This is a genomic window from Noviherbaspirillum sp. (assembly GCF_035254865.1).
Lineage (GTDB): Bacteria > Pseudomonadota > Gammaproteobacteria > Burkholderiales > Burkholderiaceae_D > Noviherbaspirillum.
Map to the genome: position 1 here is coordinate 27227 of NZ_DATFAF010000064.1, position 15208 is coordinate 42434.

Sequence of the window (15208 nt, forward strand, 5' to 3'; positions counted from 1 at the left end):
GAGTATCGATTTGTTTGACGGTGACGTCGTGTTGCCTGCCGAACCGTCAGGTCGGCATTTGCTGCAAATCTCTTATCGCGCCAGTGCCACGAAGTAGCCAAAACCGAAGCCGATGGCGCAGGTAAAGACGGCCATCCATGCGGGGACAGCGCTGTATATCGAAGACAGCGCGGATGAAGGAACCGGTGCCATGGCCGTGGTTGCGGCGGCTGCGCTCGCCCTCGGCGCCGCTGCCGGCGCAAGTGGAGCCGACACGGCTTCCGCCGGCATGCCCGCGCCGTCGAAGTGACGGGCGAATGCCGTGAAGAAGTCGTCCGCGTTCTTCTTTGCAACGGTTTGCACGAGACGGCTGCCGACGCTTGCCAGCTTGCCGCCGATGTCCGCCTCCGCCACGTATTTCAGCGTCGTGGCGTCGCCATTGCCGGCGAGCGAAACGCGCGCAGTCATCTTCGCGAAGCCGGCCGCGCCGCCCTGCCCTTGACCGGTCAATGTGTAGCCATTCGGCGCGTCAAGCTCGGACAACAGCACGCTGCCCCGGAAGGTTGCGGAGATCGGCCCGACCCTCGTACCCACGATGGCGGCAAACTCCGTGTCAGAAACCTTGTCGAGCTGCTTGCAGCCGGCAATGCACGTCTGCAGCACGGCCGGATCGTTCAACGCATCCCATACCTGCTGCTGCCTGGCCGGAATGCTGTATTCACCTGAAAAATCCATCGCCATGCTTATTTCTCGTAGTGTTTGAAGAGCGCCTGCGTGCCGTTGCGGCCGTAACCTTGCGCTGCGAGTTGTTCGTAGAGTTTGCGGGCCAGCGAGACGCCCGGCAGATCGAGCTGCATGCAATGCGCCTCGGCCAGGGCGATGCCCAGATCCTTGATGAAGTGCTCGATGAAGAAACCCGGCGCGAAGTCGCCCTTGATGATGCGAGTGCCAAGCACGTTCAGCTGGAAGCCAGAAGCCGCGCCGCCGCCGATGGACTTGAGCACGGTGTCGAGATCGAGGCCGGCGCGCTTGCCGTAGGCCAGCCCTTCGCATACGCCCATGATGGTCGAGGCAATCACGATCTGATTGCACATCTTGGTGTGCTGGCCGGCGCCGGCACCACCCTGCAGGACGATGCTCGTGCCCATGCGCTGCAGCACCGGCAAAGCCTTTTCAAAGGCCGCAGGGTCGCCGCCTACCATGATGGCAAGCTTAGCGTCGCGCGCGCCGACGTCTCCGCCGGATACGGGCGCATCGATGGCATAGCACTTCTTCTTGTCCGCTTCGGCTGCGATGCGCTCGGCCAATGCCGGACTGGAAGTCGTCATGTCGATCAGGACCGCACCCCGGTTGGCGCGTGCCACGATACCGTTTTCGCCCAGGTAGATCTGTTCGACGTCATGCGGAAATCCCACCATCGTGATCACGATGTCCGATGCCGCAGCGACGTCGCCGGGCGTATCGCACCAGGTGGCGCCCCTGGCGACCAGCTCATCCGCCTTGTCGCGGGAGCGGTTGTAGACGTTGAGCCGGTAGCCCGCGGTCAAGATATGCCCCGCCATGCTGCGGCCCATGATGCCAAGGCCGATGAAGCCGATGCGGGTGCTCGTGTTTGCACTCATTTGTGATTCCTCTCCTATTTGTCGCGCAGCAGTTCACGCAGATACATCGGGGTAAGTGGCTGCCTGTCGACGACGACGCCAAACGGTGCAAGCGCATCATTGACGGCATTGGCCAGCGCACCGATCGCGCCCATCACGCCACCCTCGGCCATTCCTTTGATGCCGGCGGGCGTGGCGCGGCTCGGCGTGTGCATCGGCAGGATGTCGAAATGGGGAAGCTCGTGCGCCGTGGCGACCAGATAATCGGCCAGCGTGCCGGACAGGTTCTGCCCGCCTTCGTCGTAATGCACATGCTCGTAGAGCGCGCCGGACAAGCCCATGGCGATTGCGCCATGCTGTTGCCCCTCGACGACGACGGGACTCAGCACGGTGCCGCAGTCTTCCGCAACCAGGTAGCGCATAAAGCGGATCGCACCTGTTGCGACATCCACCTCCACTTCGCACATATGTGTCGAGTTGGAATATGTCATCGGCGGCGGATCGTAGGTCTTGTGGAACTCAAGGCCCGGACTCATTCCCTCAGGCAGTGCCAGGGGGTCGAGATAGGCTGTACGCGCAATGTCGGCAAGCGTCAGTCGGGTATCGCTCCATTCGCCGCCCTCGGCACGCTGAACACGGCCACCCACCATCCGCAGCGAAGCGCTATCCGGGAGTTCGAGGAGCATTGCGGCGATGGCAAGCACCTTGGCGCACGCCTCTTGCGCGCAGAGGTACAGCGTACCGCCGCCTGCGGTGCCGCCGCGCGCGCCGCGGCTGCCCATGCCGTAAGGAGCCACATCGGTATGGCCAAGATGCAGATGTACCTGCTGCGGCGGAACGCCCAGGCCTTCGGCGGCGGCCTGTGTCAATGAAGTCTCGTAGCCCTGCCCGGTTGCGCCAAGCCCGACGGACACATTCACAGCCCCCGACGGTTCGATGCGCAACCATGCGGCCTCGTGGCCGGAACCGGCGATGCCGGCCGACTTGTAGAAACGCGAACCGTAGGTGGTGGATTCGACCACCGTGCACATGCCGAGGCCGAGGTAACGCCCCTCTGCCCGCGCGCGCTGCTGCCGGTCGCGAAATTCCTGGTAGCCGATCTTTGCCAGTGCCGCTTCAAAGGTTTCGTGCGGCGTGATGTCTGCGAGCACCTCGCCCGTCGCCATCGTGTATGGCAGGTCTTCCGGATGGAGCATGTTGATCCGGCGCACTTCCGCCGGGTCGAGCCCGAGTTCGCGCGCGATCGCATCCATCGTGCCATCCATTACCCAGCTGGTAATCGCCATGGGCGCGCGCATGGGGCCGTTGCCAACCTTGTTGGTCAACACCACCTTCACGTCGAACGAGTAGTCCTGCACCTTGTATGGCCCGGTCAGAATCATGGCGACCACACGCGCCAGATAGTTGCCGGGATAGAAGCTGTAGGCACCGAAGTCCTCAATGATTTCCAGCTCGAGGCCGAGCAAGCGGCCGTTGGCGTCGACGGCCGCCCGCGTACGGCAAAAATCTTCCCGCGATTGCGAGGATGCCAGCAGGTTTTCCATCCGGTCCTCGCGCCAGCGCACCGGCCGCTTCATATGGCGCGCAATGGCGGCAACGCTCAGTTCTTCGCGATACAACGCGATTTTCTGGCCGAAGCCGCCGCCCACATCCGGCGAAATCACGGTGACCTGCGATTCGGTCAGCCGCATGCGTGCTGCCAGCGTGGTGCGGTAAGGATGCGGTACCTGCGTGCCGACATGAAACGTGAGATGCTGACGTCCCTCATCCCACACGGCGATGCAGCCGCGTGTCTCGATCGGCAGATGCGTCTGTCGATGTTGCGAGAAGGTGCTTTCGATTACGCGAAAGGCTTCGCGCTTGCGGAACTCGACATCGCCATGTTCCGAACGCTGGTGTGACAGCAGGTTTGACGGCAGGCTCTCATCGACTTTCGGCGAACCGGCGTCGAGCGCGCGCCACATGGTGGCGACTGCTTCGAGCACCTCGTATTCGACGACCACTTTTTCGATCGCGTCCTCCGCGAGATAGCGATCGGTCGCGATGATGCAGGCCACAGGATCGCCCTGGAAGCACACCTTGGCGACGGGCAGCGTATCCATTTCCACCGGCTGGAGGCCATCTATCGGTGGCGCCATGCGCAACTTCGTTGTCCACTGTGCAAGGTCATGACCGGTGAAAACCGCAAGGATGCCGGGCATCTGCAGTGCGGCCTCGACGTTGACCGAGAGAATCCGTGCGTGCGCGTGCGGAGAGCGTACAAAGCACGCGTGCAGCGCGCCCGGCACATCGATGTCGTCGATGTAGCGGCCATGGCCGGTTAGCAGCCGCCGGTCTTCGCGGCGCGGCACATGCTTGCCGATGGACTGAAAATCAGCGCTTGTCATGCCCGCCGCCATTCTTGATTTGCTCCGCTGCCTTCCTGATCGCCTTGACGATGTTGTGATAGCCGGTGCAGCGGCAGAGGTTGCCGGAGAGCGCCTCGCGAATTTCTTCTTCGCTCGGGTCGGGATTATTCTTGAGGAATGCCTCGAAGGTCATCACAATGCCCGGCGTGCAGAAGCCGCATTGCAAACCGTGCTCTTCGTGCATTGCCTGCTGCAGCGGCGACAGCTTGTCATCGTGCGCCACCGACTCGATGGTTGAAATCTCATGTCCTTCCATCTGCACCGCGAAACTAAGGCAGGAACGCGTTGCCTTGCCATCGACCAGCACCGTACAGGCGCCGCACACGCCATGCTCGCAGCCGACATGCGTGCCGGTGAGATGGCAGTCCTCACGCAGCGCATCCGATAGCAGCTTGCGCGCCTCGACCCGAATGTCGTGGTTGATGCCGTTGACTGTCAGTGTGACGGGGAGTTTGTCCATCATGCTTGTCCTTCTGCGCGTCCAATGGCGCTCTCGATGGCGCGTTTGACCAGGGTCGCCGTGATCTCCCTGCGAAATTCGGCAGGAATGCGCGCATCGTCTTCCGGCGCGATGGCGCCACGCACGGCCTGGGCAAGCTCGTCGATCCACCCGGCATCGGCGACACGGCCCGAAAATTGGCGCGCGACCGCCTCGTACGCGACCGGGACAGGCCCGGCCCCGGCGATGCCAATCCGCAGCCGCGCCGCGCGACCTGCCTGCAAGGCAACGGTGATGGCGACAGCGACAATGGCGAAGTCGCCGTGTCGCCGGTTGAACAATTGAAACGATGCGCCTTCAACCGACGTCGCCGCAGGGAAGCGCACCGAGAGAATGATTTCATCCGGCTCCAGCGCGGTTGCCATGACCGACAAAAAGAATTCGGATGCGGGTATCGTGCGCTGTCCACGAATGCTGACCACCTTGATCTGCGCACCGAGGGTCACGGCGACCAGTGCGAGTTGCGCTGCCGGATCGGCATGGGCAAGGCTGCCGCCCAGCGTGCCGCGCTGGCGGATCGCGTAGTGTCCGATGGTTTGCGCAGCCTGCGCCAGCAAAGGACAACGGTGCTTCACCACTGCCGAATCTTCAATCTGATGATGACGGGTGAGCGCACCGATTTCGAGTGCATCGCCGGCGTCGCGGATGTAAGCCAGCTCGGTGAGATCGTTCAAGTCGACCAGATCGGACGGCGTCGCAAGACGCATGTTCATCATCGGGCCGAGACTCTGCCCGCCCGCGATCACCTTGGCATTTTCGCCGCCATGCGCGAGCTGTTCGAGCGCCTCTTCGAGCGAACTCGGACGGTGATAGGAAAAGGCTGCCGGCTTCATGGCTTGCCTTTACCAGACCAGGGTATGACCGCTCTGCTTGTCGAACAGATGCAGGCGATTCAGGTTCAGTGCGAGACTAAGGTTCTCGCCGTCCTTGTGCTGGACTTCCTTTCCGACCCGGAAGAACAGCTTCACGCCTTCGGCTTCAAGCTCCAGGAACTGGTCGGAGCCGACCGGCAAGACGGAAATGATCTTGCCCTGCACGCACTCGCGCGCGCGCTGCTCGGCGTGGGCATCGACATCCTCGGCGCGAATCCCCAGCACGACGGCGCGACCGGAGTCGCCCGCTACCTTTTGCGCAATGTGCGGCGGCAGGATGATTTCAAGCTGGCCGCGCTTGAACAGCACGGCGTCGCCGGCCACCACGATATTCCCTTCGAGGAAATTGATGGGTGGGTTGCCGAGGAAGGATGCGACGAACATATTGCTCGGTCGCTCGTAGATGGCGTCCGGCGTGCCGATCTGCTGTACCACGCCACTGCGCATGACGACGATGCGATCGGCGAGCGTCAATGCTTCGGCCTGGTCGTGCGTCACATACACGAACGTGGTCTGCATCGCCTGGTGCAATTGCTTGATCTCGGCGCGCATGGAAATGCGCAATGCGGCATCGAGGTTCGACAACGGCTCATCCATCAGGAATGCGAGCGGTTGACGCACCATCGCGCGGCCGAGCGCGACGCGCTGGCGCTGACCGCCGGAAAGCTGGTCAGGGCGACGTTCCAGTAGCGGTTCGATTTCAAGTCGGCGCGCGGCGTCGCGCACGCGCTGGTCGATCTCGTCGCTCGGGTGCTTGCGCATGCGCAGGCCGAAAGCGATGTTCTCGTACACCGTCTTGTGCGGATACAAGGCGTAGCTCTGGAACACCATCGCCACGTCGCGCCTGTGCGGCGGGACGGTATTCATCACCTCATTGTCGAAGTACAGGTTGCCTTCGGTGACGTCCTCCAGGCCGGCGATCATGTTGAGCGTGGTCGATTTGCCGCAGCCAGACGGCCCGAGCAGGACGAGGAACTCCTTGTCTGCGATGTCGAGGTTCAGGTTGTCGAGCGCGACGTATCCGTTCGGATAACGTTTCCCGACGTTTTCGAATTTAATGCGTGCCACTGGATTTTCTCCTTAGCCTTTTACCGCGCCGGCAGTCAGGCCGGAGACGATGTAGCGTTCGAACATGATGGCGATGATCACCGGCGGAATGATCGCCAGCACGCCCGCTGCGTTGATGAATGAAAAACTGATCGTGAAGTCGGACGTGAACGACGCGACCACGATCGGCATGGTTTGCGAGGCCGGCGTTTGCGTAAACATCAGCGCCAGCAGGAATTCGTTCCAGCTCGTGAGGAAGGTGAACAACACGACCGCGACCAGCGAGGGCAGCGCGAGCGGAAGGAACACCAGCGTCAGCGTCTGGAATCGTGAACAACCGTCCACCCGCGCCGCCTTGTCGAGTTCATCCGGCAGCGACTCGAAGTAGCCGAGCAGGATGAAGATGCTGAAAGGAACGGTGATCGCGAGATAGGTGATGATGAGCGACAGCAGGTTATCCAGCAGGCCCAGCTTTTGCACGAACAGGAAGAACGGCACGACGAGTGCGATGTCCGGGATCACGCGCGTGGTGAGCATGAAGTAGATCGACGTCGATCGCCCGATGAAGCGGATCTTGGCCATCGCATACGCTGCCGGCACACTGACCAGCAGGTTGAGAATGACGACGGCGATCGCCACGATGAAGCTGTTCCACATGGACGGGAGCAAGTTCTTCGCGGTGGACGGAATGAAGCCGCCGGTTGCCGTATCTCCTTCCTTGCGCGTCTCGTAGGTGACGACATTTTCCTTGGCCTTGAAGATGGCGTTGAAGTTGTCCATCGTCGGCGCGTGCGGCACCCAGTGCGGCGGCACGGAGGTGATTTCCGCTTCGGACTGGAACGAGGACGAGACGAGCCAGCCGATCGGTGCCAGCACGTAGACGATGAACAGCACGGAGGCTATGAATAGCAGGGTGCGCCTGCCGAGGTGAGCGATATTCATGTTCAGAGCTTCTTACCCATGCTGCGGATGATGAAAAAGGCCAGCACGAAGGTGACGATCGCCATGATGTAAGCGAGCGCCGCGCCGGTGCCGAATGCCAGCTTGCGGAAGGTCTCCACGTACACTTCCCATGCGACCACATGCGACGCGTCGGCCGGACCGCCTTCGGTCAGGATGAAGAACAGGTCGAAGTGGCGAATTGCCATCATCGTTTCGTAAATCATGACCAGCAGGAAGCCGGGCTTGAGCGAAGGCAGCGTGATATGAATGAAGCGTTGCCACACGTTGGCGCCGTCGACCTTGGCGGCGCTGTACAAGTCCGGCCGCACCGATTTCAAGGTGACCAGCAGGAGAATGGTGGCGAGCGGCACTTCCTTCCACACGAAGGCGTTTGTGATAAGCAGCAATGTCTTGTCGACATCGCCGAGCAGCACGATGTATTTCTGGATGAAGCCGAGTTGCAGCAGCAGTCCATTGAGCGCGCCGTAGCTGGAGTCGTAGATCCATTTCCACATCAGTCCGTTGGCCACATAGGGAATGGCCCAGGGGACCAGCAGAACGGCGGACAAGATGCGGCGGCCGCGGAATTCTTCGTTCAACAGAATGGCCATCAGCATGGCGATGAGCATGATGCACGCGACCGATGCCACGGTGAACGAGGTGGTGCGCCACACCGAGGTCCAGAACATCGGATCCTGGAACAGGTGCACATAATTGTCGAACCAGACGAAGGGCGCCCGGTGCGGACGCGACAGCTTCAGGTCGAACAGGCTGATCCAGAACGAGTAAAGAATCGGGAAGACGGCAACGACGCTCAGCACAAGTATCATCGGCGCGATGAAGATCATCGCGCTCTTCTGGTCGTAGGCGCTCGATGGATAGCGAAAGGCGCTGCGCGGCCCACTGCTTTTAATTTTCATCGGTTCGGTCTTTCAAGGAGTGGTGCGATGCTGGGCATCGCTCCGTCTCGGCATGAGCAGGGCCAATCAGGGCGCCCATGCGGCGCCCTGATTGCCTGCGGTGTTTACCCCTTGGGGAGGGTTCGTCTTAGCTCTGCTTCTTGAGCTGGTTCCAGGTCTGGGCGGACTTCTTCAGCGCGTCGGCAACTGAAGTCTTGCCGAGGACGGCCGACTGCCATGCCATCCCGTTGACCTCGTCCCACTCGCCGAACCAGCGGGTCACAACGTCTTTCTTCTTGACCAGCTGCTGCTGCTTCTCGTACATCGCGATATCCGAGTACTTCTGGTATGAAGCGCGGATGTCGGGATCCTTGAAGAGCTCCTTCGCGCCGAAGCCGGAACCGACATCGGTGAAGAGCATTTTCTGGAACTGGTACTTGCCGTCCGCCTTGCCGCCAAACCATTCGATAAGCTTCGCCGCATTCGCCGCGCGGGACTTGTCGGCCGCCGCCTGCGCAGTCATGCCATGGAAACGCATCCATCCAACCGTAGCGTGCGAACCTTGCGGACCGGCAGGCATCATGGCCTGTTGGACGCGGCCGGCGATCTGCGACTGTTTCGGATCGTTGAGAGTACGGATGCGATAGCGGCTCAGCAAGGCGAACGCATGGTTGCCGGCGCCGAAGGCTTTCAAACCGTTCAGCTCGCCTGTTTCCACGCACGCCGGGGAAATGATCTTGTGCTTGTTGACGGCATCGGCAATCCACTGCAAGGCCTGCTGTGCGCCCTTCTTCGGGTCATCCATCAAGGCATTGCCGTTGTCGTCCGTGAAGCGTCCGCCGTGCGAATACACCATGGCGGAAAGGAATTCGATCAGCCAGCTTTCGCGCGCCATCGACAGCATCATCGGGTACTCGCAGATGCCGGCCTTCTTGATTTGGAGCGACTGCGCCACCAACTCTTCCCAGGTGCTCGGCGACGCCTTGATGCCGGCCTTCTTCAGCTTTTCCTCGTCGTAGAAGAAGGCCATGTAATCGGAATAGTAGGTGAGGCCGTACTGCTTACCGTTGTATTGCATCGACTTGGTGCAGAAGTCGTCGGTCTCGGCGTTGTACTTCATCAGCTCCGGGAAGTTGTTCACCGGCGCGATCCAGCCTGCGTCCGCCCACTCGGGAAGCCAGCTGTCGGAAACCCACAGCACGTCAAGCGGTGCCCTCCCGACAAACTTGGTCACCATGGTGTCGCGATACTGCGCCCATGGTGCATTGTTGTAGATGCTCTTGATCCCGGTCTTGGCTTCGAATGCGGTCAGATGGCTTTTCACCGCATCGACCGCCGCCGACCAGGTGTAGAAGTTGATCGCATCGGCAGCGTGCGCGTTGCCCGCCAGCGAAAAGATGCCCGTTCCTGCGAGGCCGGCTGCCGCCGACATCTTCAGGAAATCGCGCCTGCTTGAATAATTGTTGCTCATTGCTCCTCCGTTATTGTTGGCTGCGCTTTTTGGGCCCGCAGCACCGCATAAAACCCTGTGCACCGTTATTTTTTTATTTCGCGGATTATTGCCGGAAATATTTATATCGTCAAGTGACGATATAAATATTTTTATCGGGAGCGATTTGAGCCTACTGATTACGGCAATTCACTGCTATCGGTCTACACAAGGCCCTGCAGAGCAAACAATATGGTCAAACTTTTATCGTCGTACGACGATAAAAATGACAAAATAGAAATGCGGCCAACGACCTCGACGTGGCCGTCAGCGTGTATCCGCAGGGGAGAAAGAAAAGTGCTGGCGCTACGCCGGCGGTCATCGCAACGGGTGCCCCGCGTTGCTTTCCGGGCTGTGAGCGGGCGATGATGCGGAGGCGGAATATGGGCATCCGGCAGGCCGCCTCAATCCGCCGCTCGGATGGGAATGTCGAAATCCGGCCGACGACATAACCGGATTTCGCATGGCAGACGCGTATCAGATGCCAGGCAGCGTCTTCGTCTGTCCTTCCCAATGCGGCGGTTCCCGCGTCAGCAGATCGCGCGCAAACTGCTCCGCCGGCACTGGCTTGCTCAGGTAATAGCCCTGCAGAAGATCGCAGCGCTGCTCGCGCAGGAAGCGCAACTGCGCTTCGGTCTCCACGCCTTCGGCCACCACTTCAAGTCGCAGGCTGTGGGCCAGCGCAATGATGCCGGTCACGATCGACGCGTCATCCGGGTCGTCCGGCACGTCGCGCACGAAGGAGCGGTCGATCTTGATGATGTCGACCGGGAAGCGCTTCAGGTAGGACAAGGATGAATAGCCGGTGCCGAAGTCGTCGATCGATAGCCGCACACCCAGGCTACGCAAGCGATGCAATGCCTCCAGCGTATCCTGCGCATGCTCCATCAAGGTGCTCTCGGTGATTTCCAGCTCCAGCAGATTGGGCGGCAACCCGGTATCTTCCAGCGCGCGTTCCACGATTTCCGCGAAGTTCTTTTGCAGCAGCTGCTTGACCGACAGGTTGACCGCCACCCGCATGGTCCGCCCCGCCTGGTTCCAGCGCTGCATCTGCGCACAGGCAGTCCGCAACACCCATTCGCCGATCGGATTGATCAGACCGGTTTCCTCGGCCAGCGGAATGAACTCCACCGGCGACACCATGCCGCGCGTGGAATGATGCCAGCGCACCAGCGCTTCCACGCCGATGATCATGCCACTGTCGACACGCGCCTGCGGCTGATAGTGCACATCGAGTTCGTTGCGCTCGATCGCGCGGCGCAAGTCGTTCTCCATGCGCACATGCTCGGAAATCGAACGCTCCATCGACGGCTCGAAGAACTGGAAGCCGCTGTTGGTTTTCTTCGCGCGATACATGGCGGTGTCGGCGTGCTTGAGCAAGGTGCCGACATCGGTGCCGTCGTGCGGGTAGATCGAAATGCCGACGCTGGTGGTGACAAAGATATCGTGGCCGTCGATCTGGAACGGCGTCGCCAGCGAGCGGCAGATATTCTGCGCCGCGGCGACGGCCGCGTTGGGACCGACGACTTCGGCCAGCACCACGGTGAACTCGTCGCCACCGAGGCGCGCCACGCAATCGGCATTGCGCACGCTGCGGCGGATGCGTTGCGCCACCGCCACCAGCAACTTGTCGCCGATATCATGACCGAGCGTGTCGTTGACGTTCTTGAAGCGATCGAGGTCGAGGAACAGCACGGCGATCGACTCGCCCGCGACACGCGCCTGTTCGATACGTCGTCCCAGCTGGTCGATGAACAGCGCGCGGTTCGGCAGACCGGTCAGCAAGTCGTTGTAGGCCAGGTGACGAATGCGTTTCTCGGCCTGATTGGCTTCGATGATGCGCCGCACGCGCTGCGACAAGACGGCGAAGTGAATCGGTTTCGGAATGTAATCGCTGGCGCCCGCGGCGAACGCGCGCTCCACCGAGGTGTTGTCTTCCAGCGCGGTAATCATCAGCACCGGAATGGCCCGTCCGTTGGGTAATTCCTGCACGCGGGCGCAAGCGGTAAAGCCGTCCATCACCGGCATCACCGCATCCATCAGAATCACGTCCGGCTGCAGGCGCTTGAGCATCAGCAAGGCCTGCGCGCCGTCGGCGGCCTCTTCGACCTGGAAGCCATCGCGTTGCAGGGTGTGACGCAAGGAGCTGCGCGTGCTGCGATCGTCGTCGACGATCAGCACCTGCGCCACATCCTCGCCCCGGCGGAGGCCCAAGCGGTCCTCGACATAGGCTTCCGTGCCAAGCACCGTCGCCACGGCGTCGAACGCCTGCCGCAGGCGGGGCAGCAGCGGACGAATATCGGCCACCCGATGTTCGATGGCCAGGTCCTCCGCTTCCTTCGCCAGTTGCGCCAGCACGATCGCGCCCAGGTTGCCGCTGCTGCCCTTGACCGAGTGAGCCATGGCGCGCGCTGCATCCGCATTACCTTCCTGTACTGCCTGCTCCAGTTGCGTCAGGTAGTCGGGCGTATCTTCCAGGAAGGGCGTGATCGTTTGCCGAAGTGCCGGTCCGAGTATTTCGCGCAACTTGTCGAACACGAGCTGGTCAATCGGATTGCTATCGAGATCGTTGACGCTGACTTCCGGCAGCTCCGATCGTCCGCCATGCTCGTGCCGCGACAGCCAGCGTTCCAGCTTGAAGCGCAGTTCGACCAGGGTGATCGGTTTCGCCAGATAGTCATCCATGCCGGCGGCAAGGCATTTTTCCGCATCGCCCTGCTGCGTATTGGCGGTCATCGCCACAATGGGCGTGCGCCTTCCGAGCGGTTCCTCGAAATTGCGGATATGCGCCGTCGCCTCGTAGCCGTCCATCTCCGGCATGCTGCAGTCCATCAGGATCAGGTCGAAGCGGCCTCGGCGCGCCGCCTCGACTGCCTCGCGTCCATTGGAGGCGAACTCGCACTCGCAGCCGTTCATCGTCAGCATGCCGGCAGCGACCATCTGATTGGTGCGATTGTCCTCGGCGACAAGTACCCGGAACTCCTTGGCGACGCGATGCCTTGCGGGCGGCTGCGAGGGCGGAAACAGCGACACGCCGATCGCCTGTTCGCCCGGGAGCAAGCGGCGCACCGCCTCCATCAGGCGATCGCGGCGCAAGGGCTTGCCGAGATACATGTCGGCCCCCAGCGAACTGCTACCCATCGGCGACGTATAGCGATCCAGCACCAGCATGCGCGGAACTGTCATCTGGACTTCGACACGAATTCGGCGCACCAGATCGCTGCCGCGCTCGTCGATCGCGTCCACGTCCATGATCAGGAGGTCATAGGGGGCACGGGCATGTTCGCCTCGCACCAGCTCGGCCAGCGCCTCGGCGCCGTTGGTCACGACATGGCAACGCATGCCCGCGGAGGCCAGCGTCTGCTCGATGAACGCCCGCACGATTTCACTTTCGTCGACGGCCAGCACGCGCTTGCCGAACAATGTGCGATCGTCGGCCGACAGCGCTTGCGTATCGCTTTGCCTGCAGCTCGCGGTGAACCAGAAGGTGCTGCCCCTGCCCTTTTGGCTGCTCACGCCGAGCTCGCCCTTCATCAGTGCAACGAGCTGCTTGCAGATCGCCAGGCCAAGCCCGGTGCCGCCGTATTTGCGCGTGGTCGAACGGTCCGCCTGCGCGAACGAGTCAAAGATATGCTTGACGGCGTCCTCGTTCATGCCGATGCCGGTATCGACCACATCGAAACGCAGCCCGAAGTCGTTCTCCTCGACCCAGGAAATCCGCACCCCGACCTCGCCGTGCTCGGTGAATTTGACCGCATTGCCGATCAGGTTCAGCAGCACCTGGCGCAGACGCAACGAATCTCCCCGCACCCGCTCCGGTACGCCGGGCGCCATCAGGTAGCCGATCTCCAGTCCCTTTTGCTGCGCCTGCTTGGCGAGCAGCTCGATCACTTCTTCCACCAGTTTGCGCAGATCGAAGTCGATCTCGTCCAGCTCCAGCTTGCCGGCCTCCATCTTGGAGAAATCGAGAATGTCGTTGATCAGCTCGATCAGTGCGCGCGATGAATTCCACGCCACATCGACGCATTCCTGCTGGCGCTTGGTGAGCTGCATTTCCTTGAGCACGTCGAGCATGCCGACCACGCCATTGAGCGGCGTGCGCACTTCATGACTGACCGTCGCCGCGAATTGCGTCTTCATCAAGGCGGTATGCAATGCCTCGTCGCGTGATTGCTTCAACTCGGCTTCGCGCTCTTCCAGCACGCCCATCATCTTGTTGAACGCATGCGCCATTTCCACAATGTCGCGCGGTCCGTTCGGTACGGCACGCATGCCGGACTCGCCCGCTTCGGCGCGCCCCATCAGCTTGGACAAAGCCTGCAACGGTTGCAGCATGCGACGCGCAAGCAGCCGCATGATCCCCAGCAGAACCGCCGCGAACGACAGCGTGACGGCCAGATTGCCGATCAACAGTGACGCGATCAGCTTGTTCAGTGTTCCCTTGCCGATCGTCACATGGACATAGCCGAGCAATTGCGGCTGTCGCTCCTGCATCTCGAACGGCGACGGGTCTGCCTGCCCACCATACACGGGTGCGCTGAAATACCATTCGTTGTCGGTTTGCTGTTCCAGCGTTGCGCGCGAAACCGGCTGGCCGGTAATGCGGCTTTGCGGCGGCAGGTCGACACCGGCCTTCGCCTGCGACAACAGCACCTTGTGCGCCGCATCGGTAATTTCCACCTGCAGCACATCGGGAAATGCAAGCGTCGTGGCGACACCTTCACGCACGTTCTCGGGCGAGCGGTAAAGCAGCGCAAGAATGCTCTGTCGCGCCAGGTTCTCGGCGATGCGCTGCCCCTGCTCGACCAGGTAGCCTTCCATCCGGCGCCCTGCCTCCCAGGAGTTCATCAATGAAGAAAACAAGGCCAGTCCGAGAATGGCGGCGGTGACCGTGATGGTCAGCTGGCTTCGGAAGCCGGTACGGCTCAGTGAGTCGCGGAACATAGGGCGACACTCACTGCAGGCCAAGGCGTGCGCGGGCGCGTCGCCATGTTGAACGGACCATCAAGCCATCGGCCAGAAAGCAGGTGTTCCAGTCTTGTGCGAGTCTATACATCAAGGCTCCGGGAAAATGAAATCGAAATTGCGTTGTTCTTGATAACCGATGCTCAAGCCGATATGGCTGGCGGTGCGCAGATTCACCGCGGTCTGCACCTCGCGCAAGGGCTGTACGCCGCGGCGACGTGAATCGCCCGCCATGGCGGCAAGCGCGGAACTGGCCAATGTGCGGCCGAGTTCCAGATTGTTGGGATAGAGCGCGAACAACGCGCCTTTTTTCACATGCAGGAAGCTGCTGGAAAACACCGGCACGTTGCGGTTCCAGGATTCCTTCAGGACGAGCGGCAGGATGATGGTTTCATCGACCGTGGTCGCGTCCTGCGGCAACCAGATGGCATCGCGCCGCGCTTCGCTGTAAGCGAAGGCGGATTCATACAGACGCGCCGCACTGGCAAGATCGCGCGCCTCGTGTGC

At 61.5% G+C, this 15208-nt stretch carries 11 protein-coding genes; all 11 read right to left on the bottom strand.

The features are described 5' to 3' along the window. Positions 1-72 precede the first annotated feature (72 nt). Entirely contained in the window at positions 73-720 is a 648-nt protein-coding gene (locus tag VJ651_RS15520) for a carbon monoxide dehydrogenase subunit G (protein ID WP_324108320.1), read from the bottom strand. A gap of 2 nt (positions 721-722) precedes the next feature. Then, entirely contained in the window at positions 723-1601 is an 879-nt protein-coding gene (locus VJ651_RS15525) for an NAD(P)-dependent oxidoreductase (RefSeq protein WP_324108321.1), read from the bottom strand. Between the two features lie 14 nt (positions 1602-1615). After that, positions 1616-3967, bottom strand: a complete 2352-nt coding sequence (locus tag VJ651_RS15530; protein ID WP_324108322.1) for a xanthine dehydrogenase family protein molybdopterin-binding subunit — start codon at positions 3965-3967, stop codon at positions 1616-1618. After that, positions 3954-4448: a (2Fe-2S)-binding protein gene (locus tag VJ651_RS15535; protein ID WP_324108330.1), complete on the bottom strand. Its 495-nt coding sequence runs from the start codon at positions 4446-4448 to the stop codon at positions 3954-3956. Before VJ651_RS15535 ends, VJ651_RS15530 begins: the two co-directional genes overlap by 14 nt. Next, the gene (locus VJ651_RS15540; protein WP_324108323.1) at positions 4448-5320 is read right to left on the bottom strand and encodes a xanthine dehydrogenase family protein subunit M; all 873 of its coding nucleotides are present in this window, start codon (positions 5318-5320) and stop codon (positions 4448-4450) included. Before VJ651_RS15540 ends, VJ651_RS15535 begins: the two co-directional genes overlap by 1 nt. Positions 5321-5329: 9 nt before the next feature. Then, positions 5330-6427, bottom strand: a complete 1098-nt coding sequence (locus VJ651_RS15545; RefSeq protein WP_324108324.1) for an ABC transporter ATP-binding protein — start codon at positions 6425-6427, stop codon at positions 5330-5332. A gap of 12 nt (positions 6428-6439) precedes the next feature. Further along, the gene (locus VJ651_RS15550; RefSeq protein WP_324108325.1) at positions 6440-7348 is read right to left on the bottom strand and encodes a carbohydrate ABC transporter permease; all 909 of its coding nucleotides are present in this window, start codon (positions 7346-7348) and stop codon (positions 6440-6442) included. 2 nt (positions 7349-7350) lie between these two features. Then, positions 7351-8268 (bottom strand): sugar ABC transporter permease, encoded by a 918-nt coding sequence (locus tag VJ651_RS15555; RefSeq protein WP_324108326.1) that lies wholly within the window; start codon positions 8266-8268, stop codon positions 7351-7353. A 127-nt stretch (positions 8269-8395) separates the two neighbouring features. Beyond that, the gene (locus tag VJ651_RS15560; protein WP_324108327.1) at positions 8396-9718 is read right to left on the bottom strand and encodes an extracellular solute-binding protein; all 1323 of its coding nucleotides are present in this window, start codon (positions 9716-9718) and stop codon (positions 8396-8398) included. 495 nt (positions 9719-10213) lie between these two features. Continuing rightward, complete coding sequence (locus VJ651_RS15565; RefSeq protein ID WP_324108328.1) at positions 10214-14680, bottom strand: EAL domain-containing protein; 4467 nt, start codon at positions 14678-14680, stop codon at positions 10214-10216. A 111-nt stretch (positions 14681-14791) separates the two neighbouring features. Continuing rightward, the coding region (locus tag VJ651_RS15570; RefSeq protein ID WP_324108329.1) for an ABC transporter substrate binding protein at positions 14792-15208 on the bottom strand (417 nt) is incomplete at its 5' end.

What these genes read in the sequence shown, in the direction of transcription:
- VJ651_RS15520 (WP_324108320.1), bottom strand. Translation starts at nt 720, where the DNA reads ATGGCGATGGATTTTTCAGGTGAATACAGCATTCCGGCCAGGCAGCAG.
- VJ651_RS15525 (WP_324108321.1), bottom strand. Translation starts at nt 1,601, where the DNA reads ATGAGTGCAAACACGAGCACCCGCATCGGCTTCATCGGCCTTGGCATC.
- VJ651_RS15530 (WP_324108322.1), bottom strand. Translation starts at nt 3,967, where the DNA reads ATGACAAGCGCTGATTTTCAGTCCATCGGCAAGCATGTGCCGCGCCGC.
- VJ651_RS15535 (WP_324108330.1), bottom strand. Translation starts at nt 4,448, where the DNA reads ATGGACAAACTCCCCGTCACACTGACAGTCAACGGCATCAACCACGAC.
- VJ651_RS15540 (WP_324108323.1), bottom strand. Translation starts at nt 5,320, where the DNA reads ATGAAGCCGGCAGCCTTTTCCTATCACCGTCCGAGTTCGCTCGAAGAG.
- VJ651_RS15550 (WP_324108325.1), bottom strand. Translation starts at nt 7,348, where the DNA reads ATGAATATCGCTCACCTCGGCAGGCGCACCCTGCTATTCATAGCCTCC.
- VJ651_RS15555 (WP_324108326.1), bottom strand. Translation starts at nt 8,268, where the DNA reads ATGAAAATTAAAAGCAGTGGGCCGCGCAGCGCCTTTCGCTATCCATCG.
- VJ651_RS15560 (WP_324108327.1), bottom strand. Translation starts at nt 9,718, where the DNA reads ATGAGCAACAATTATTCAAGCAGGCGCGATTTCCTGAAGATGTCGGCG.
- VJ651_RS15565 (WP_324108328.1), bottom strand. Translation starts at nt 14,680, where the DNA reads ATGTTCCGCGACTCACTGAGCCGTACCGGCTTCCGAAGCCAGCTGACC.